Annotated in this window: 14 protein-coding genes; 10 read left to right on the forward strand and 4 right to left on the reverse strand. The window is 56.8% G+C overall.

Translation table 11 applies throughout. The annotated features are described in order from the left end of the window. Positions 1-4: 4 nt before the first annotated feature. The 3 genes from cydC to trxB form a co-directional block, all read right to left on the reverse strand. Complete coding sequence (gene cydC / locus IM303_RS00460; RefSeq protein WP_193359486.1) at positions 5-1,726, reverse strand: cysteine/glutathione ABC transporter ATP-binding protein/permease CydC; 1,722 nt, start codon at positions 1,724-1,726, stop codon at positions 5-7. Next, on the reverse strand, positions 1,726-3,492 hold the full coding sequence (cydD, locus tag IM303_RS00465; RefSeq protein WP_028012554.1) for a cysteine/glutathione ABC transporter permease/ATP-binding protein CydD: 1,767 nt from the start codon (positions 3,490-3,492) through the stop codon (positions 1,726-1,728). Before cydD ends, cydC begins: the two co-directional genes overlap by 1 nt. Before the next feature lie 114 nt (positions 3,493-3,606). Beyond that, on the reverse strand, positions 3,607-4,575 hold the full coding sequence (gene trxB / locus IM303_RS00470) for a thioredoxin-disulfide reductase (RefSeq protein ID WP_028012555.1): 969 nt from the start codon (positions 4,573-4,575) through the stop codon (positions 3,607-3,609). Positions 4,576-5,119: 544 nt separating this feature from the next. Between trxB and lrp the strand changes: the two genes are divergently transcribed. From lrp to IM303_RS00520, 10 genes are all read left to right on the forward strand, one after another. Further along, entirely contained in the window at positions 5,120-5,614 is a 495-nt protein-coding gene (lrp, locus tag IM303_RS00475; RefSeq protein ID WP_000228469.1) for a leucine-responsive transcriptional regulator Lrp, read from the forward strand. 135 nt (positions 5,615-5,749) lie between these two features. After that, positions 5,750-9,445 carry a DNA translocase FtsK 4TM domain-containing protein gene (locus IM303_RS00480; protein WP_193359487.1) on the forward strand — a complete coding sequence of 1,232 codons (3,696 nt, stop codon included), beginning with the start codon at positions 5,750-5,752 and terminating at the stop codon, positions 9,443-9,445. Between the two features lie 127 nt (positions 9,446-9,572). Continuing rightward, the gene (gene lolA, locus IM303_RS00485; protein ID WP_028012557.1) at positions 9,573-10,187 is read left to right on the forward strand and encodes an outer membrane lipoprotein chaperone LolA; all 615 of its coding nucleotides are present in this window, start codon (positions 9,573-9,575) and stop codon (positions 10,185-10,187) included. 9 nt (positions 10,188-10,196) lie between these two features. Beyond that, a complete protein-coding gene (rarA, locus tag IM303_RS00490; RefSeq protein ID WP_028012558.1) occupies positions 10,197-11,540 on the forward strand; it encodes a replication-associated recombination protein RarA in 1,344 nt (447 codons plus the stop codon). Positions 11,541-11,632: 92 nt separating this feature from the next. After that, positions 11,633-12,925, forward strand: a complete 1,293-nt coding sequence (gene serS, locus IM303_RS00495) for a serine--tRNA ligase (RefSeq protein WP_063154575.1) — start codon at positions 11,633-11,635, stop codon at positions 12,923-12,925. A 211-nt stretch (positions 12,926-13,136) separates the two neighbouring features. Next, entirely contained in the window at positions 13,137-15,581 is a 2,445-nt protein-coding gene (gene dmsA, locus IM303_RS00500; protein ID WP_193359488.1) for a dimethylsulfoxide reductase subunit A, read from the forward strand. A 10-nt stretch (positions 15,582-15,591) separates the two neighbouring features. Next, positions 15,592-16,209 (forward strand): DMSO/selenate family reductase complex B subunit, encoded by a 618-nt coding sequence (locus IM303_RS00505; protein WP_014883208.1) that lies wholly within the window; start codon positions 15,592-15,594, stop codon positions 16,207-16,209. Between the two features lies 1 nt (position 16,210). Further along, positions 16,211-17,074, forward strand: coding sequence for a dimethyl sulfoxide reductase anchor subunit family protein (locus tag IM303_RS00510; protein ID WP_048999366.1), 864 nt, complete (start codon positions 16,211-16,213; stop codon positions 17,072-17,074). A gap of 275 nt (positions 17,075-17,349) precedes the next feature. Continuing rightward, positions 17,350-18,498, forward strand: a complete 1,149-nt coding sequence (locus IM303_RS00515) for an MFS transporter (RefSeq protein WP_045261768.1) — start codon at positions 17,350-17,352, stop codon at positions 18,496-18,498. Positions 18,499-18,620: 122 nt separating this feature from the next. After that, the gene (locus tag IM303_RS00520) at positions 18,621-19,151 is read left to right on the forward strand and encodes an anti-virulence regulator CigR family protein (RefSeq protein WP_047368209.1); all 531 of its coding nucleotides are present in this window, start codon (positions 18,621-18,623) and stop codon (positions 19,149-19,151) included. A 36-nt stretch (positions 19,152-19,187) separates the two neighbouring features. Here IM303_RS00520 and pflA read toward each other — a convergent pair whose 3' ends face one another. Then, positions 19,188-19,928, reverse strand: coding sequence for a pyruvate formate lyase 1-activating protein (gene pflA, locus IM303_RS00525; protein ID WP_028012563.1), 741 nt, complete (start codon positions 19,926-19,928; stop codon positions 19,188-19,190). Positions 19,929-20,088: the final 160 nt, after the last annotated feature.

The raw sequence follows: 20,088 nt of genomic DNA on the forward strand, positions 1-20,088 counted from the left end.
TAGTCTACAGACGCTGTTTGAACTGGTAGTAGCGACCCTGTTTCGCCAACAGCTCTGCGTGACTACCTTGCTCAATAATGTGTCCGTTGTCCATCACAATTATCCGATCAAAACTTGCCAGCCCGCGCAGGCGGTGCGTCACCATCAGGACGGTTTTTCCTGCCATAACGTTTGCCAGTAAATCAAGGATTTGACTCTCGGTTGTCGCATCAAGCCCTTCTGTAGGTTCGTCGAGCAGCATCAGAGGTGCATCATGCAGCAGCGCGCGCGCAATGGCCAGACGGCGCAGCTCTCCGCCGGAAAGCTGACGACCGCCTTCTCCCTGCCAGCTGTTCAGTCCTTCGTCCTCAAGCAGCTTTTGCAGTCCGACCTGCTCCAGTACGGCGCGAAGATCATCGTCCGAAGCCTCTGGCGCGGCCAGCAGCAGGTTATCGCGCAGGGTGGCGCTAAACAGATGCACGCGCTGTGGAACAACGCTCACGGTCTTGCGCAGGGCCTGCTCGCTGAAATCAGTCAGCAACGTGTTATTAAAACGAATCTGACCGTGCTGTGGATCCCAGGCGCGCGTCAGCAGCTGCAGCAACGTCGACTTACCGCAGCCGGTACGGCCGAGGATCGCAATCCGCTGCCCTGCATTAACGGAAAGGTTGATACCTTCCAGCGCGTTCTGCGCCTGTTTGTCATAGGCGAAGGTCACGTTATCAAGCGTCAGCGCCACCTGCTCAGGCACGGTGGTTTGCCCGGCACTGAACGTGACTTCAGGCTCCTGTTCGGCAATCTGGGTGATGCGCAGGGCAGAGGCGATCACCTGTCCAAGATGCTGGAAAGCGCCCGTCACCGGGGCCAGAGCCTCAAATGCGGCCAGCGCGCAGAAAACAAAGAGGGCAATAAGAGGGCCTGGCTGGGTATTACCGCCAATGCCGCCTGATGCCAGCCATAGCATGGCGATCACCGCCACGCCGCCGATTAACACCATCAGCGCCTGCGAGAAGGCCGTCAGTTCCGACTGGCGGCGCTGGGCTTCATGCCAGTTCAGCTCCGTACTTTCCATTCGGGCACGGTAGCGCTTGCTGGCTCCAAAAATGGTCAGCTCCGCCTGGCCCTGAAGCCAGGAGGTCAGCTGCTGGCGGTAATCCCCGCGCAGCCGCGTCAGGTTTTCCCCGGTGGATTTTCCGGCGCGGTAAAAGAGCGGCGGCAGAATGATAAGCGTCAGCAGCATGATCCCGCCCAGCGTCAGCGCAACGGGAACATCCAGAACGGACAGCCCCAGCGTAACTACCACAATCACCACAAACGCGCCCACTATCGGGGAGATCACCCGCAGGTAAAGGTGGTCCAGCGTGTCGACATCCGCAACGACACGGTTCAGTAATTCGCCCTGGCGAAAACGCGCCAGCCCGGCAGGGGAGAGGGGAAGCAGTTTGCTGAAGGTGTAAATGCGCAGGTGCTGCAGGACGCGGAACGTCGCGTCGTGGCTGACCAGCCGCTCGAAATAGCGTCCGGCAGTACGGGTAATGGCGGTACCCCGCACGCCTGCCGCCGGCAGCATATAGTTGAAGCTATATAATCCGGCGAACCCGGCTACGGCGGAGGCCGACAGGAACCAGCCGGAAAGCGTGAGCAGGCCGATGCTGGCAAGCAGCGTGACAATCGCCAGCACGATCCCCAGCGTCAGCATCCACTTGTGGCGTTTATAGAGCGCAAGATAAGGCAGCAGAGCGCGCATCAGATGTCCTCCTGACGGTTCGCCAGCAGGGCGGCGAACGGCCCCTGCGCGGCAACAAGAGCGGCGTAATTGCCTTGCTCAACAATATGACCGTTTTCCATCACCCAGATCTCATCCCAGTCAGCAATGCCTTCCAACTGATGGGTAACCATAAGGGTGGTTTGCTGCAGGGAAGCGGCGCTCAGGGCCGCCATGACGCGCTGCTCGCTGTGTGAATCCAGGCTGGCAGCAGGCTCATCCAGCAGCATCAGCTGGCACGGGTTAAGCAGCGCACGGGCGACGGCCACGCGCTGTGCCTGGCCGACAGACAGCCCGGCAGACTGATCGCCTACCACGGTATCGACACCCTGCGGGAGCAGCGGCAGAAATTCACTGACCCACGCGCGGTCGAGAACGGACTGCAGTTCATCTTCACGAGCATCCGGGCGTGCCAGGAGCACGTTTTCGCGCAGCGTGGAAGCAGGTAGCTGAGGGTTTTGTCCGACCCAACTGAGCTGCTTACGCCAGGCGTCGGGATCGAGATTACGCAGTTCAGTTTTGTTTATCCGCAGCGAACCGGTGTAGGCCATAAAACCGGATAACGCATTCAGCAGAGAACTCTTCCCTGAACCACTGGTGCCGACCAGCACCACGCGTTTTCCGGCGGGCAGGCTAAAGTTCAGCGGGCCAGCCAGCACTTTTCCTTCCGGCGAGAGAATGCAGAAGTCGCTCGCGTCGACGGTTACCGGCTCTTTAGCGTTCAGCGCCACGTCACCGCGCTCTGGATGCGCCAGCGGCGTCTCCAGGAAGGTTTTCAGGCTGTCGGCCGCGCCAACGGCCTGCGCTTTGGCATGATAGAAGGTCCCCAGGTCGCGAAGCGGCTGGAAAAACTCCGGAGCCAGGATGAGCGCGAGGAAACCGGCAGAGAGGGTCACCGCAGTGCCGTAGTGGCCGAAATCCAGCGCGCCGAGATAGGAGAAACCGAAATAAACCGCCACGAGGGCAATCGACAGCGAGGTAAAGAATTCCAGCACGCCGGACGAGAGGAACGCCAGGCGTAACACTTCCATCGTGCGCTGGCGGAAGTCCTGTGATGCCAGGCGAATATTCTCGGTTTCCGCTTCACCGCGACCAAAAATACGCAGAGTTTCCATCCCGCGCAGACGATCGAGGAAATGTCCGCTCAGCCGGCCCAGCGCCAGGAAGTTGCGGCGGTTGGCATCAGCCGCACCCATGCCGACCATCGCCATAAACAGCGGGATCAGCGGGGCGGTCCCCAGCAGGATCAGCGCCGCCACCCAGTTAACCGGGAAGATGGCAATAACAATCAACAGCGGCACAAAAACCGCCAGCGCCATCTGCGGAAGATAGCGCGCGTAGTAATCGTGCATATCGTCGATCTGCTCAAGGATCAGCGTCGCCCAGCTTCCGGCCGGTTTACCCTGGATCCACGCGGGCCCGGCTTCCTGCAGGCGGTCGAGCACCTGACGACGGATCTCGTAGCGGATATGCTGTCCGGCGTGGAAGCCGACACGTTCACGCAGCCACACCACCCAGGCGCGCAGGACAAAAACCAGGATCAGAACAATAAAGGGCAGCAGGAGCGCTTCGCGGGGAATGTTCTCCATGATCATGTGATTAAGAATGCGGGCCAGCAGCCATGCCTGGGCAACAATCAACAGACCGCTAACGAACCCCAGAAGACGGGAGATCGTAAGCCAGCGGCGGGAAATAACGCTTTGCTGTTTCAGCCAGCGTGTTAACTCTTGTTGACGGGTTTTTTCCATTGCGTATTTTGCAGGTGACGTTATAAGAAATTAGACATCTGCATGTTACACGCGAGCAAAAATAAAGGCGACCTGTGGCCGCCTTTATTTACGTTTGTTACTGACTTGTAAAGATTATTTACCTTGTTCAGCCAGTCCATCGAGGTAGCGTTCAGCGTCCAGCGCGGCCATACAGCCGGTGCCCGCAGAGGTGATCGCCTGACGATAAATATGGTCCATCACGTCACCGGCAGCGAACACGCCCGGGATGCTGGTCTGGGTCGCGTTACCGTGAATGCCGGACTGCACTTTGATATAGCCGTTTTCCAGCTCCAGCTGGCCTTCGAAGATCGCGGTGTTCGGGCTGTGGCCGATTGCCACAAACAGGCCCGCCACTTCCAGCGTTTCGACGTTATCGGTGTTCTGGGTATCACGAATGCGCAGACCCGCAACGCCCATCTGATCGCCCGTGACTTCTTCCAGGGTACGGTTGGTGTGCAGCACGATGTTGCCGCTCGCCACTTTATCCATCAGGCGCTTAATAAGGATCTTCTCGGCGCGGAAGGTGTCACGACGGTGGATCAGATGCACCTCGGAGGCAATGTTCGCCAGGTACAGCGCTTCTTCCACCGCGGTGTTACCGCCGCCGATAACCGCCACTTTCTGGTTACGGTAGAAGAAACCGTCGCAGGTGGCACAGGCAGAGACGCCGCGGCCTTTGAACGCTTCTTCAGATGGCAGGCCGAGATAACGGGCAGAGGCGCCGGTGGCAATGATTAGCGCATCGCAGGTGTATTCACCGCTGTCACCCGTCAGGCGGAACGGACGGTTCTGCAAATCCACTTTATTAATGTGGTCGAACAGGATTTCGGTTTCGAATTTGGCGGCATGCTCGTGCATGCGTTCCATCAGCAGCGGCCCGGTCAGATCGTTCGGGTCGCCCGGCCAGTTTTCCACTTCCGTGGTGGTGGTCAACTGACCGCCTTTTTCCATGCCGGTGATCAGTACCGGCTGCAGGTTTGCGCGTGCAGCATAGACCGCCGCGGTATATCCCGCAGGTCCAGAACCAAGGATTAACAACTTACTGTGTTTGGTCGTGCCCATGAGATCCCCATTGTTGTTGGCAGGCAATGGGCTGGATTGTAGGGAATTTGTTGCCGTAAAAAAAGAGCACTGGGATTTTGCTTTCGATATATGTAATAGCTGCGCCCGATGAATCCAGTGCCGTTACGTCACGTTTTCTACTGAAAACCGCTCGTTTATAAAGCAGTAAAATGAGGATTAATACCCCCCCGTAATGAATATCCGGCATCTTGTACTAAAAAACGATGTTTTGCTTTGACAATCCCCTGCGCATTTGCGAAAACATTCAAGGAAGAAAAAAAACCGCGTTAACCGTATGCCGCATAGGCATGCACGTAAATGCCATTTTTACCGTGTCAGTGAAATCTACGCATGGCGTGGACAGACGCCATACGTGATGTCGGTGACAGCCTTCGGGCAGCGGTCTTCTTACCAACAGAACCCGAATCCGCATCGCGTCTAATACATAACCAGGCGATGTGATGACTAACGGGTACAGGCTCTGAACAGTGATGTGCACAGGGTCCAGGCAGGAGTAGGGAAGGAATACAGAGAGACAATAATAATGGTAGATAGCAAGAAGCGCCCTGGCAAAGATCTCGACCGTATCGATCGTAACATTCTTAATGAATTGCAAAAGGATGGGCGTATTTCCAACGTCGAGCTTTCAAAACGTGTGGGACTTTCCCCGACGCCGTGCCTTGAGCGTGTGCGCCGACTGGAAAGACAGGGTTTTATTCAGGGCTATACGGCTCTGCTGAACCCGCATTATCTGGATGCCTCACTTCTGGTATTTGTTGAGATTACTCTGAATCGTGGTGCGCCGGATGTGTTTGAGCAATTTAACGCCGCTGTACAAAAACTTGAAGAAATTCAAGAGTGTCATCTGGTGTCCGGTGATTTCGACTACCTGTTGAAAACCCGTGTGCCTGATATGTCCGCCTACCGTAAGCTGCTGGGGGAAACCCTGCTGCGTCTGCCAGGCGTGAACGACACCCGTACCTATGTGGTGATGGAAGAGGTCAAACAGAGCAATCGTCTGGTTATTAAGACGCGCTAACACGGAACAGGTGCAAAATCAGCGTAGTTTGATTACACTCCTGTTAATCCATACAGCAACAGTGCCGGGGAGTCCCGGCGCTGTTGTCCGTTTTAGCAAACAGGCAGGATATGCCTGATACCTGGAGAGCCTTTCTTGAGCCAGGAATACACTGAAGACAAAGAAGTCACACTATCGAAGCTAAGCAGCGGACGTCGTCTCCTCGAGGCTTTGCTGATCGTTATTGCCCTTTTTGCCGTCTGGCTGATGGCAGCCTTACTCAGTTTCAACCCCTCCGATCCCAGCTGGTCGCAAACCGCGTGGCATGAGCCTATCCATAATTTAGGTGGCGTACCCGGAGCCTGGCTTGCGGACACGCTCTTTTTCATTTTCGGTGTGATGGCCTACACCATTCCCGTCATAATCATTGGCGGATGCTGGTTTGCATGGCGTCATCGTCAGAACGATGATTACATCGACTATTTTGCGGTTTCCCTGCGCCTGATTGGCGCCCTGGCGCTGATCCTCACCTCCTGCGGGCTGGCGGCGATTAATGCCGATGATATCTGGTACTTCGCCTCCGGTGGGGTGATTGGCAGCCTGCTGAGCTCTGCGCTACAGCCGATGCTTCACAGCAGCGGCGGCACGCTGGCGCTGCTCTGCATCTGGGCGGCCGGGCTGACGCTGTTTACCGGCTGGTCATGGGTGAGCATTGCCGAGAAGATCGGCAGCTTTATTCTGACGATCCTGACCTTTGCGAGCAACCGTACCCGCCGCGACGACACGTGGGTCGATGAAGAAGAATATGAAGATGAGTACGAAGAGGAAGACGATGCGCCGGTGCAACGTCGTGAATCTCGTCGTGCCCGTATTCTGCGCGGTGCCCTGGCGCGTCGCCAGCGCGTTGCTGAAAAATTTGCCAACCCGCTTGGACGTAAAACCGATGCGGCGCTCTTCTCCGGTAAGCGTATGGATGAAGACGAGCAGGTGGAGTACCGCGCAGCGGGTAGTACAGTCGATCCTGATGATGTACTTTTCTCCGGCAACCGTGCGATGCCGGGGGATTTCGATGAATACGATCCGCTGCTTAACGGCCATACCGTTACCGCGCCGGTTGACGCGGCCGCAGCCGCAACGACAGCATCACAGGCGTATGCCGCGCCTGTCGAAGCCGTGATGCCATCCGCGCCGGTTCCGCCTCCGGAATCCGCTATTCAGCAGCCTCAGGTTGCCTGGCAGACCGCGCCGGGTGTCCACACGCCGGAGCCTGTTATCGCGCCGGAACCAGAGAGCTATATCCCCGTGCAGCAGGAGCAGTGGCAGCAGCCTTATCAGCCGCCGCAACCTGAGTATGAACAGCCGCACTATGAGCAGCCTGTGGCCCAGCCTTATCAGGAGTACGTGCCTGAACCGGTTGAACCTGTGCAGCCTTATGTCGAGCCTCAGCCTGAACCTGAGGTGGTGGAAGAGGTGAAACCGTCTCGTCCGCCAATGTACTATTTTGAAGAAGTTGAAGAACGCCGTGCTCGTGAGCGCGAACAGCTGGCGGCATGGTATCAGCCTGTGCCTGAACCGGTGCAGGAACCTGCGCCAAAAGCCCCGTCGGTTTCGGTTCCACCGGTCGACCCGACGCCTGCTGTTGCCCCCGTAGCGGAAAGCGTGAAGCAGGCTACCGCAGCCGCAGCGGCGGCGGCACCTGTCTTTAGCCTGGCAACGGGCGGTGCGTCGCGTCCGCAGGTGAAAGAGGGAATTGGTCCGCAACTGCCTCGCCCTAACCGCGTCCGCGTTCCAACTCGTCGTGAGCTTGCCTCCTATGGGATCAAGCTGCCTTCCCAGCGGATGGCCGAAGAGAAAGCGCGTGGAACGGACTACGAAGATGATGCTGATGAAATGCAGCAGGACGAGCTGGCGCGCCAGTTCGCCGCGCAGCAGAATCAGCGCTACGGTGAAGACTATCAGCATGATGAACCGATGCTGGAAGACGAAGATGACGCGGCTGAAGCCGAATTAGCGCGTCAGTTTGCGGCAACCCAGCAGCAGCGTTACTCAGGTGAACAGCCAGCTGGTGCGAACCCGTTCTCATTATCGGATTTCGAGTTTTCGCCGATGAAAGATCTGGTGGATGATGGCCCGAGCGAGCCACTGTTCACCCCGAGCGTGATGCCTGAAGCAGAGCCTGTGCGCCAGCAGCCAGCGCCGCAGGCACAGACTTACGCGCAGCCGCAGCAACCTGTTCAGCAGCCGTATGCGCAACCGCAGCAGCCACAACAGCAGCCGCCGCAGTACCAGCAGCCAGCACCGCAGCCGCAGGAGAGCCTGATTCACCCGCTGCTGATGCGTAACGGTGATAGCCGTCCGCTGCAGCGTCCGAGCACGCCGCTGCCGTCGCTGGATCTGCTGACGCCGCCACCGGCTGAAGTCGAGCCGGTTGATACGTTTGCCCTGGAGCAGATGGCCCGTCTGGTGGAAGCCCGTCTGGCAGACTTCCGCATCAAGGCGGACGTGGTGAACTACTCACCGGGCCCGGTGATCACCCGCTTCGAGCTGAACCTGGCGCCGGGCGTCAAAGCCGCGCGTATTTCTAACCTCTCCCGCGACCTGGCGCGTTCTCTGTCGACCGTGGCGGTACGTGTGGTGGAAGTGATTCCGGGTAAACCGTACGTTGGCCTTGAGCTGCCGAACAAGAAACGTCAGACCGTTTACCTGCGTGAAGTGCTGGATAACACCAAGTTCCGCGATAACCCATCTCCGCTGACCGTGGTGTTGGGTAAAGATATCGCCGGCGACCCGGTGGTGGCAGACCTCGCGAAAATGCCTCACCTGCTGGTAGCGGGTACCACCGGTTCCGGTAAATCGGTCGGCGTGAACGCCATGATCCTGAGCATGCTCTACAAAGCGCAGCCTGAAGACGTGCGTTTCATCATGATCGACCCGAAAATGCTCGAACTGTCGGTCTACGAAGGCATTCCGCACCTGCTGACGGAAGTGGTCACCGACATGAAGGACGCCGCCAACGCCCTGCGCTGGAGCGTCAATGAAATGGAGCGTCGCTACAAGCTGATGTCTGCGCTGGGCGTGCGTAACCTGGCCGGTTATAACGAGAAGATCGCCGAGGCGGCGCGCATGGGTCGTCCGATTCCGGACCCATACTGGAAGCCGGGTGACAGCATGGATGCCCAGCATCCTGTGCTGGAGAAACTGCCTTATATCGTCGTGCTGGTGGATGAATTCGCCGACCTGATGATGACCGTCGGGAAGAAAGTGGAAGAGCTGATCGCGCGTCTGGCACAGAAAGCGCGTGCGGCAGGTATTCACCTGGTGCTGGCGACCCAGCGTCCGTCCGTGGACGTTATCACCGGTCTGATTAAGGCGAATATTCCGACCCGTATTGCGTTTACCGTTTCGAGCAAAATCGACTCCCGTACCATTCTTGACCAGGGCGGCGCTGAGTCGCTGCTGGGAATGGGTGACATGCTGTACTCCGGCCCGAACTCCACCTCTCCAGTGCGCGTACACGGCGCGTTTGTTCGCGACCAGGAAGTACACGCCGTGGTGCAGGACTGGAAGGCGCGCGGACGTCCGCAGTACGTTGACGGCATTACCTCCGACAGCGAAAGCGAAGGCGGCGGTGGTGGCTTTGACGGCGGCGAAGAGCTGGATCCGTTATTCGACCAGGCGGTTAATTTCGTTACTGAAAAACGCAAAGCGTCCATCTCTGGCGTGCAGCGTCAGTTCCGCATCGGCTATAACCGCGCGGCGCGCATCATCGAGCAGATGGAAGCGCAGGGCATTGTGAGCGAGCAGGGGCACAACGGTAACCGTGAGGTGCTGGCTCCGCCGCCGTTTGATTAACCTTCAGCGATTGCAAAGAAGGGTAAATCAGCAAAAATTAAGCATATTCTTCTGTCGCCTGCCTTCGGGCAGGTCCAGAATAGAAACGGAAACCCCATTTCGGGAAGACGTATTTTAAGGAATAACAATGAAAAAAATCGCCATCGCCTGTGCATTACTCACCAGTTTTGTAGCCAGCAGCGTCTGGGCTGATGCAGCCAGCGACCTTAAAAGCCGACTGGATAAAGTAAGCAGCTTCCACGCCAGCTTCACGCAAAAAGTGACGGACGGCAGCGGCAACGCGGTGCAGGAAGGACAGGGTGATTTGTGGGTGAAACGCCCCAATCTGTTTAACTGGCACATGACCCAGCCGGATGAGAGCATCCTGGTTTCTGACGGTAAAACCCTGTGGTTCTTCAACCCGTTTGTTGAGCAGGCCACTGCGACCTGGCTGAAAGACGCGACCAGCAATACGCCGTTTATGCTGATCGCCCGCAACCAGACCAGCGACTGGCAGCAGTACAACATTAAACAGAATGGTGATGAGTTTGTCCTGACGCCGAAAGGCAGCAACGGCAATCTGAAGCAGTTCACCATCAACGTAAGCACCAACGGTACCATTAATCAGTTCGGCGCGGTTGAGCAGGACGATCAGCGCAGCAGCTACCAGCTTAAGTCTCAGCAAAACGGCGCCGTTGACGCATCGAAATTCACCTTTACCCCGCCGCAGGGCGTAACGGTGGACGACCAACGCAATAAGTAAGAGGCGTGAGTGAGCAACCTGTCGCTCGATTTTTCAGATAATGCGTTTCAACCTCTGGCCGCCCGTATGCGGCCAGAAAATTTAGCGCAGTACATCGGTCAGCAGCATCTGCTGGCTGCGGGGAAACCCTTGCCGCGCGCTATTGAGGCGGGGCATCTGCACTCCATGATCCTCTGGGGGCCGCCCGGCACCGGAAAAACCACGCTCGCTGAAGTGATCGCCCGCTATGCCAACGCGGACGTTGAGCGTATCTCGGCGGTAACGTCTGGCGTGAAGGAGATCCGCGAGGCGATCGAGCGCGCGCGTCAGAACCGCAATGCCGGACGCCGCACCATTCTCTTTGTCGATGAAGTCCACCGCTTCAACAAGAGCCAGCAGGATGCTTTCCTGCCGCACATTGAGGACGGGACGATCTTCTTCATCGGCGCCACCACCGAAAACCCGTCGTTTGAACTCAACTCGGCGCTGCTGTCCCGCGCCCGCGTCTACCTGCTTAAATCCCTGACCACGGAAGATATCGAAAAGGTTCTGACCCAGGCAATGGACGACAAAGCGCGGGGTTACGGTGGGCAGGATATCGTTCTGCCTGACGACACGCGACGTGCGATTGCGGAGCTGGTCAACGGCGATGCGCGCCGCGCGCTGAACACGCTCGAAATGATGGCCGATATGGCAGAAGTGGACGATGCGGGCAAGCGCGTATTGAAGCCTGAACTGCTCACGGAAATTGCCGGCGAGCGCAGCGCGCGTTTCGATAATAAAGGCGACCGTTTCTACGACCTGATCTCGGCGCTGCATAAGTCGGTGCGCGGCAGCGCGCCGGATGCTGCGCTCTACTGGTACGCACGTATCATTACCGCAGGTGGCGATCCGCTATACGTTGCGCGCCGCTGTCTGGCGATTGCGTCAGAAGATGTTGGCAATGCTGACCCACGCGCCATGCAGGTTGCGCTTTCAGCCTGGGACTGCTTCACCCGCGTAGGCCCGGCGGAAGGCGAACGCGCCATTGCGCAGGCGATTGTCTATCTGGCCTGCGCGCCGAAAAGCAATGCGGTCTATACCGCGTTCAAAGCGGCGATGTCGGATGCGCGCGAGCGCCCGGACTATGATGTGCCGGTTCATCTGCGCAATGCGCCAACCAAACTGATGAAAGAGATGGGTTACGGGCAGGAGTATCGCTACGCCCATGATGAGCCTAACGCCTACGCCGCCGGGGAGGAATATTTCCCGCAGGAGATGGCACAAACGCGCTATTATCATCCCACAAACAGAGGTCTTGAAGGCAAGATTGGTGAAAAGCTCACCTGGCTCGCCGGACAGGATCAAAATAGCCCTATAAAACGCTACCGTTAGTTCAATCGTTGCGGTAATGTTGGCAATTGTATCCTTGTGACCGCAGGCTGTGGTCACATTTCCTATTTTAATTCGATAAGCACAGGATAAGCATGCTCGATCCCAATCTGCTGCGTAATGAGCCAGACGCAGTCGCTGAAAAACTGGCACGCCGGGGCTTTAAGCTGGATGTAGATAAGCTGCGCGCTCTTGAAGAGCGTCGTAAAGTACTGCAGGTACAAACTGAAAATCTGCAGGCAGAGCGTAACTCTCGATCGAAATCCATTGGCCAGGCGAAAGCGCGCGGGGAAGATATTGAGCCATTACGCCTGGAAGTGAACAAGCTGGGTGAAGAGCTGGATCAGGCGAAAGCGGAGCTGGACGTTCTTCAGGCCGAAATTCGTGACATCGCTCTGGCTATCCCGAACATTCCTGACGAGAGCGTGCCTGTCGGCAAAGACGAGAACGACAACGTTGAAGTGAAGCGCTGGGGTACGCCTCGCGAGTTTGACTTCGAAGTGCGCGATCACGTGACGCTGGGCGAAATGCACGCGGGCCTGGACTTTGCCGCTGCGGTTAAGCTGACCGGCTCTCGCTTCGTAGTAATGAAAGGTCAGATTGCCCATCTGCACCGCGCCCTGGCGCAATTCATGCTGGATCTGCACACCGAGCAGCACGGCTACAGCGAAACCTATGTTCCGTATCTGGTTAACCACGATACGCTGTACGGTACGGGCCAGCTGCCGAAATTTGCCGGCGATCTGTTCCATACCCGTCCGCTGGATGAAGAAGCAGACAGCAGCAACTATGCGCTGATCCCAACCGCGGAAGTGCCGCTGACCAACCTCGTGCGTGATGAGATCATTGACGAAGACGATCTGCCAATCAAGCTGACGGCACACTCTCCGTGCTTCCGTTCAGAAGCCGGTTCTTACGGTCGCGACACCCGTGGTCTGATCCGTATGCACCAGTTCGACAAAGTCGAGATGGTGCAGATTGTCCGTCCGGAAGAATCTATGGACGCGCTGGAAGAGATGACTGGCCATGCGGAAAAAGTGCTGGAGCTGCTGGGCCTGCCGTATCGCCGCATGGCGCTGTGCACCGGTGACATGGGCTTTGGTGCCTGCAAAACCTTCGACCTGGAAGTCTGGGTGCCTGCACAGAACACCTACCGTGAAATCTCCTCCTGCTCTAACGTCTGGGATTTCCAGGCGCGCCGCATGCAGGCACGCTGCCGCAGCAAATCTGACAAGAAAACCCGTCTGGTGCATACCCTGAACGGTTCTGGTCTGGCTGTTGGCCGTACGCTGGTTGCCGTGCTGGAAAACTACCAGCAGGCAGATGGCCGCATCGAGATCCCTGAAGTGCTGCGTCCATACATGAAAGGACAGCAGTACATCGGCTAATTCTTTGCCTCACAACAAAAAAGCGCCTTCGGGCGCTTTTTTTATGCCTATGAATTGACACGACGCAATACCCCCTCCCTCTAAAGTAGTAATACTCCTCCGAATGAAAGTCAGCATAAGACGCTGATAACGAAGTAATTCGTTATTTACAAAACTATATAGCGGTTCGTGCCGCCTCTTTTTTCTTAGTGAGCAACCAAAGTGAGTCTCTATGAAAATCAAAGCGCCTGAAGCGTTAATGGCTGCCGAGGTCACTCGCCGTGGGTTGATGAAAACCACGGCAATAGGCGGCCTGGCTGTAGCCAGCAGCGCCTTCACGCTCCCTTTTACCCGGCTGGCGTCGGCGGCGGACGCACTATCCGCAGCCGCAGCTCCGGAAAAAGTGGTGTGGAGTGCGTGTACCGTAAACTGCGGTAGCCGTTGTCCGCTGCGTATGCATGTGGTGGATGGCGAAATTAAGTATGTCGAAACCGACAACACCGGGGACGATAACTACGAAGGGTTACACCAGGTTCGCGCCTGCCTGCGCGGTCGCTCCATGCGTCGCCGCGTCTACAACCCGGATCGTCTGAAATACCCAATGAAGCGTGTCGGTAAGCGTGGGGAAGGGAAGTTTGAGCGCATTAGCTGGGACGAAGCCTACGACATTATCGCCACCAACATGCAGCGCCTGATCAAAGAGTACGGCAACGAGTCCATCTACCTGAACTATGGCACCGGGACGCTGGGTGGCACGCTGACCCGCTCCTGGCCACCGGGTAAAACGCTGGTCGCGCGTCTGATGAACTGCTGCGGCGGTTATCTCAACCACTACGGCGACTACTCTTCCGCACAGATTGCCGCAGGTCTGAACTATACCTACGGCGGCTGGGCCGACGGCAACAGCCCGTCCGATATCGAAAACAGTAAGCTGGTCGTCCTGTTCGGTAACAACCCGGGCGAAACCCGCATGAGCGGCGGCGGGGTGACGTACTACCTCGAACAGGCCCGCGCCAAATCTAATGCCCGCATGATCATTATCGATCCGCGCTATACCGACACCGGTGCCGGGCGCGAAGATGAGTGGATCCCCATTCGTCCCGGTACCGATGCGGCACTGGTTTCCGCGCTGGCGTGGGTGATGATTACTGAAAACCTCGTCGATCAGCCGTTCCTTGATAAATACTGCGTCGGTTATGACGAGAAAACGCTGCCAGCCAGTGCCCCTGCCAATGGTCACTACAAGGCATATATTCTCGGCCAGGGCAGCGACGGCGTAGCGAAAACGCCGGAGTGGGCCTCCACCATCACCGGTATTCCGGTCGAGCGCATTGTTCAGCTGGCGCGTGAGATAGGTTCAGCTAAACCGGCCTACATCAGCCAGGGCTGGGGACCGCAGCGTCATGCGAATGGTGAAATCGCCACCCGCGCTATCTCCATGCTTTCAATTCTGACCGGCAACGTCGGCGTTCATGGCGGTAACACCGGCGCGCGCGAAGGTTCTTATGAAGTGCCGTTTGAGCGGATGCCGACGCTGGATAACCCGGTTCAGACCAGCATCTCCATGTTTATGTGGACTGACGCAATCGAGCGCGGTCCGGAAATGACCGCGCTGCGCGACGGCGTTCGGGGCAAAGACAAGCTGGATGTGCCGATCAAGATGATCTGGAACTACGCCGGCAACTGCCTTATCAACCAGCACTCGGAAATCAACCGCACCCATGAAATTCTGCAGGACGACAAGAAGTGCGAGATGATTGTGGTGATCGACTGCCACATGACCTCCTCGGCAAAATATGCCGATATTCTGCTGCCGGACTGCACCGCGTCTGAGCAGATGGATTTCGCGCTGGACGCTTCCTGCGGCAACATGTCCTACGTGATCTTTACCGACCAGGCCATCAAGCCGCGCTTCGAGTGCAAAACCATCTATGAGATGACCTCCGAACTGGCGAAGCGATTGGGCGTCGAACAGCAGTTTACCGAAGGGCGTACTCAGGAAGGGTGGATGCGCCATCTGCACGAGCTCTCTCGTAAAGCAATTCCCGATCTGCCGGACTTCGACACCTTCCGCAAGCAGGGCATGTACAAGCAGCGTGACCCGGAAGGGCATCACGTGGCGTATAAAGCGTTCCGTGAAGATCCGCAGGCGAATCCGCTGACCACGCCGTCGGGCAAAATCGAAATCTACTCCGAAGCGCTGGCAAAAATCGCGTCTACCTGGGAGCTGCCGGAAGGAGATGTTATCGATCCGCTGCCGATCTACACGCCGGGGTTCGAAAACTATAACGATCCGCTGACGGCGAAATTCCCGCTGCAGCTGACCGGTTTCCACTACAAGGCGCGCGTGCACTCCACCTACGGCAACGTTGACGTACTGAAGGCCGCCTGCCGCCAGGAGATGTGGATCAACCCGATGGATGCCAAAGCACGTGGTATCCGTAACGGGGATCGCGTGCGTATCTTTAACGGTCGCGGCGAGGTACACATTGAAGCCAAAGTGACACCGCGCATGATGCCTGGCGTAGTGGCACTGGGGGAAGGGGCCTGGTACAGCCCGGATGCCAACCGCATCGACCAGGCAGGCAGTATTAACGTCCTGACCACGCAGCATCCGTCGCCGCTGGCGAAAGGCAACCCGTCTCACACAAACCTTGTCCAGGTTGAAAAGGTTTAAGGAGTAACCGATGACAACCCAGTATGGATTTTTCATTGATTCCAGCCGTTGCACCGGGTGCAAAACCTGCGAGCTGGCCTGTAAAGATTATAAAGATCTCACCCCGGACGTGAGCTTCCGCCGCATTTACGAATACGCCGGGGGCGACTGGCAGGAAGATAACGGCGTCTGGCATCAGAACGTCTTTGCCTATTACCTGTCGATTGCCTGTAACCACTGTGAAGATCCGGCCTGCACCAAGGTGTGCCCGAGCGGGGCGATGCACAAGCGGGAGGACGGTTTTGTGGTGGTGGATGAAGATGTCTGCATCGGCTGTCGCTACTGCCATATGGCGTGCCCGTACGGCGCGCCGCAGTACAACGCCGCTAAAGGACATATGACCAAGTGCGACGGCTGCCACAGCCGCGTAGCGGACGGCAAAAAGCCAATCTGCGTCGAGTCCTGCCCGCTGCGCGCGCTGGATTTTGGTCCGATAGAAGAGCTGCGTCAGAAACACGGTCAGCTTGCCGCTGTGGCACCGCTGCCGTCCGCGCACTTCACGAAGCCGAGTATTGTCATTAAACCTAACGCCAACAGCCGTCCGACGGGTGACACCACCGGCTACCTGGCAAATCCGAAGGAGGTGTGAGATGGGAAGTGGATGGCATGAATGGCCGCTGATGATCTTCACGGTCTTTGGGCAGTGCGTAGTGGGCGGCTTTATTGTTCTGGCGCTGGCGCTGTTAAAAGGGAACCTCAATGCCGAACAGCAGCAGCGTTTAGTGTTGAGCATGTTTGGCCTGTGGGTGCTGATGGGGATTGGATTTATCGCCTCTACGCTGCACCTGGGCTCACCGATGCGCGCGTTCAACTCCCTGAACCGCGTGGGGGCGTCGTCGCTCAGTAACGAAATTGCCAGCGGGGCAATCTTCTTTGCCGTCGGCGGGCTGGGGTGGCTGCTGGCTGCGTTGAAAAAATTGCCTGCGGGCCTGCGCAGCCTGTGGCTGATCGTCACCATGGTACTGGGCGTGGTGTTCGTGTGGATGATGGTGCGCGTCTATAACACCATCGATACCGTTCCTACCTGGTACAGCGTCTGGACGCCGATGAGCTTCTTCCTGACGATGTTTATCGGCGGGCCGCTGCTGGGCTACCTGCTGCTGCGCGTGGCGGGGGTAAACGGTTGGGCAATGCGTCTGCTGCCAGCCGTTTCGCTGCTGGCGCTGGTGGTGAGCGCGATGGTCGCCCTGATGCAGGGGGCCGAGCTGGCAACCATTCACAACTCTATCCAGCAGGCTTCTGCGCTGGTGCCGGACTACGGTTCGCTGATGGCCTGGCGTGTGGTGTTGCTGGCAGCTGCGCTGGTGTGCTGGATCGGCCCTCAGCTTAAAGGTTATCAGCCTGCACTGCCGCTCCTGTCACTGGCTTTTGTGCTGGTGCTGGTAGGGGAGTTAATTGGTCGCGGTGTGTTTTACGGCCTGCATATGACGGTCGGTATGGCTATCGCCAGCTAATTTCATTTTTCGTTATAAAAAGCCGGGACATAGCGCCCGGCTTTTCTTTTTTTCATTCATGAAATTTTTCGACTGTCGTTTTGTTTTAATTTCGGTCATTAATAAATAAAAACAGATACATAATTAATATCTATAGCAGGCGCTGCATTAGCAGGATAAGTTTTTTAAATCGACAGGGAACATATTGTGCGAGCCGGTTAAATCTGTGGATTGACTTTGTTTTTGCCAGTGGCATGATGCGCACGAAATCTGAACTTCCTCACGGTTTTTAATCCATGACCACCTATACCCGGCCAGTGCTCCTGTTGCTCTGTGGCCTGCTTCTGTTGACCCTGGCGATCGCCGTGTTAAACACGCTCGTCCCGCTGTGGCTCGCCCATGAAAACTTACCGACCTGGCAGGTGGGTATGGTCAGCTCGTCCTTTTTTACCGGGAACCTGTTGGGCACATTATTAACCGGTAGCCTGATTAAGCGTTTTGGCTTTAATCGCAGCTATTATCTGGCCTCGCTGATTTTCGCTGCCGGGTGCGCCGGTCTGGGTCTGATGGTGGGCTTCTGGAGCTGGATGGCATGGCGCTTTATCGCCGGCGTCGGCTGCGCGATGATTTGGGTGGTGGTTGAAAGCGCGCTGATGTGTAGTGGTACCTCCCGCAACCGCGGACGTCTTCTGGCGGCCTATATGATGGTTTACTACGTCGGTACCGTTCTGGGTCAACTGATGGTCAGCAAACTGCCAACCGACCTGATGAGCGTACTGCCGTGGGTAACCGGCATGGTGCTGGCCGCGATCCTGCCGCTGCTCTTTACGCGCATTGTGAACCAGAACAGCGAACATCAGGAAGCGACCCACGTCTGGCCGATGTTGAGACTCCGTCAGGCGCGTCTGGGCGTAAACGGATGCATTATTTCGGGAATTGTACTGGGCTCGCTCTATGGCCTGATGCCGCTCTACCTGAATCATCAGGGCGTCAGCGATTCCGGAATTGGTTTCTGGATGGCGGTGATGGTCAGTGCGGGTATTGTGGGGCAATGGCCGATTGGCCGCCTGGCAGACCGTTTTGGTCGTCTGCTGGTGCTGCGCGTTCAGGTCTTCGTGGTGATCATGGGATGCCTTGCGATGCTCAGCAACGCCGCGATGGCGCCTGCACTGTTTATTCTCGGGGCCGCAGGATTCACGCTTTACCCGGTCGCGATGGCGTGGGCCTGTGAGAAAGTAGAACATCACCAGCTCGTGGCAATGAACCAGGCGCTATTATTAAGCTATACCATCGGTAGCCTGCTGGGACCGACATTTACCGCGATGCTGATGCAGAATTATTCCGACAATTTGCTGTTTATCATGATTGCCAGCGTGTCGTTTATTTATCTCCTGATGCTGCTGCGCAAAGCGGGCGAGCATCCAACCCCTGTGGCGCACGCCTGATTAAATAAAAGCCTGTCGATGACAGGCTTTTTTGTCCCTGTCACATATAAGACTTTTACACATTGTTTGTTTTCCCCGCCTGGCGATAATTCAAATGAGTTCTACCACAATAGGCAACAATCATGTCTATACGTCGTTTTTCCACTACCGCACTTGCCGTAGTGTTGTCTTTAACGTTTGCAACGGCTCCGGTCATGGCTAATCCTGGAAACGGGAATGGCGGTGGTCATGGAAACAGTGGCGGACAAGGTAATGGCGGCAATCATGGTAACGGGAATTCTGGTAATTCCGGTAACCATGGTAATAAGCAAAATAGCGGAAAGGAAAACCCTGGAAAATCGGATAAGAGCTTCAAAAACAGCAAAGATGTCGGTAATGACGTCGACGCTCGCGTGAGCTTCGATCATGCCCGCCACCTGGCCCTGAATTATGGCTTAACGGGCTATGAGTCTCTGCCTCCGGGGATTGCGAAAAACCTCGCACGCGGTAAACCGCTTCCTCCGGGCATTGCGAAGAAGACTGTGCCAGCCTCTATGCTCGGCCAGCTTCCTTCCTACCCGGGCTATGAATGGCGCGTGGTCGGGGACGACCTGGTCTTAATTGCGCTGAGTACGGCGATTGTGACCTCCGTAATTAACGGCGTCTTTAAATAGAATATAAAAAGGCCCGGTTCTTACCGGGCCTTCTCTTTAATACATGACCTTGTGGCCGTACTGCTCAAGAATACCTTTCACGCGTTCCATCGTCTCTTTTTTCGGCGGCTTCACCCCATCAAGCTTGTACTCTTCGCCCATCGCCACCCATTTATGTTTACCCAGTTCGTGATAGGGCAGAAGCTCAATTTTCTCGACGTTGCCCATGTCGCGGGTAAATTCACCCAGGCGATGCGCGGAGTCATCGTCATCTGACCAGCCGGGAACAACAACGTAGCGGATCCAGGTTTTGATGCCTTTATCGGCGATGTATTTGGCAAACTCCAGCGTACGGTGGTTAGAAACGCCAACCAGATTCTGGTGGATCTCATCGTTCATCTGTTTGAGATCGAGCATCACCAGATCGGTCACGTCGAGCAGTTCATCAATGACCGGATCGTAGCGGCGCACAAAGCCGTTGGTGTCGAGACAGGTATGAATGCCTTCTTTATGGCAGGCGCGGAACCAGTCGCGGACAAACTCAGCCTGAAGAATAGCTTCACCGCCGGACGCGGTCACGCCACCGCCGGATGCGTTCATAAAGTGGCGGTAGGTCACCACCTCTTTCATCAGATCTTCCACGGTGACTTCTTTACCGCCGTGCGTGTCCCAGGTGTCGCGGTTATGGCAGTACAGGCAGCGCATCAGGCAGCCCTGGAAAAAGGTAATAAAGCGGATCCCCGGGCCATCGACGGTGCCACAGGATTCAAAGGAGTGAATGCGACCAATAGTTGACATTGCGGTGATATCTCCGAATTTGGCCCATCCGGGGGCCTGTGTAGTTGCACAGCTCAAAGGCTATGTCGAGTCTGTTTTGGCTGTTATCCATAAAGTATAGATAGCGGACAAAAGAGACTGGTGAAGCGAGGGTGTTAAAAAGGCCCCACTTGCGTGGAGC

Source organism: Enterobacter cloacae complex sp. P38RS, assembly GCF_014930775.1.
In the GTDB taxonomy this organism is placed as follows: Bacteria; Pseudomonadota; Gammaproteobacteria; order Enterobacterales; family Enterobacteriaceae; genus Enterobacter; species Enterobacter bugandensis.

Excerpts from the sequence above, each read along its gene's own strand:
- IM303_RS00505 (WP_014883208.1), top strand. The coding sequence starts at position 15,592 with ATGACAACCCAGTATGGATTTTTCATTGATTCCAGCCGTTGCACCGGG.
- dmsA (WP_193359488.1), top strand. The coding sequence starts at position 13,137 with ATGAAAATCAAAGCGCCTGAAGCGTTAATGGCTGCCGAGGTCACTCGC.
- IM303_RS00510 (WP_048999366.1), top strand. The coding sequence starts at position 16,211 with ATGGGAAGTGGATGGCATGAATGGCCGCTGATGATCTTCACGGTCTTT.
- trxB (WP_028012555.1), bottom strand. The coding sequence starts at position 4,575 with ATGGGCACGACCAAACACAGTAAGTTGTTAATCCTTGGTTCTGGACCT.
- pflA (WP_028012563.1), bottom strand. The coding sequence starts at position 19,928 with ATGTCAACTATTGGTCGCATTCACTCCTTTGAATCCTGTGGCACCGTC.
- IM303_RS00520 (WP_047368209.1), top strand. The coding sequence starts at position 18,621 with ATGTCTATACGTCGTTTTTCCACTACCGCACTTGCCGTAGTGTTGTCT.
- cydD (WP_028012554.1), bottom strand. The coding sequence starts at position 3,492 with ATGGAAAAAACCCGTCAACAAGAGTTAACACGCTGGCTGAAACAGCAA.
- lolA (WP_028012557.1), top strand. The coding sequence starts at position 9,573 with ATGAAAAAAATCGCCATCGCCTGTGCATTACTCACCAGTTTTGTAGCC.
- lrp (WP_000228469.1), top strand. The coding sequence starts at position 5,120 with ATGGTAGATAGCAAGAAGCGCCCTGGCAAAGATCTCGACCGTATCGAT.
- IM303_RS00515 (WP_045261768.1), top strand. The coding sequence starts at position 17,350 with ATGACCACCTATACCCGGCCAGTGCTCCTGTTGCTCTGTGGCCTGCTT.
- cydC (WP_193359486.1), bottom strand. The coding sequence starts at position 1,726 with ATGCGCGCTCTGCTGCCTTATCTTGCGCTCTATAAACGCCACAAGTGG.
- serS (WP_063154575.1), top strand. The coding sequence starts at position 11,633 with ATGCTCGATCCCAATCTGCTGCGTAATGAGCCAGACGCAGTCGCTGAA.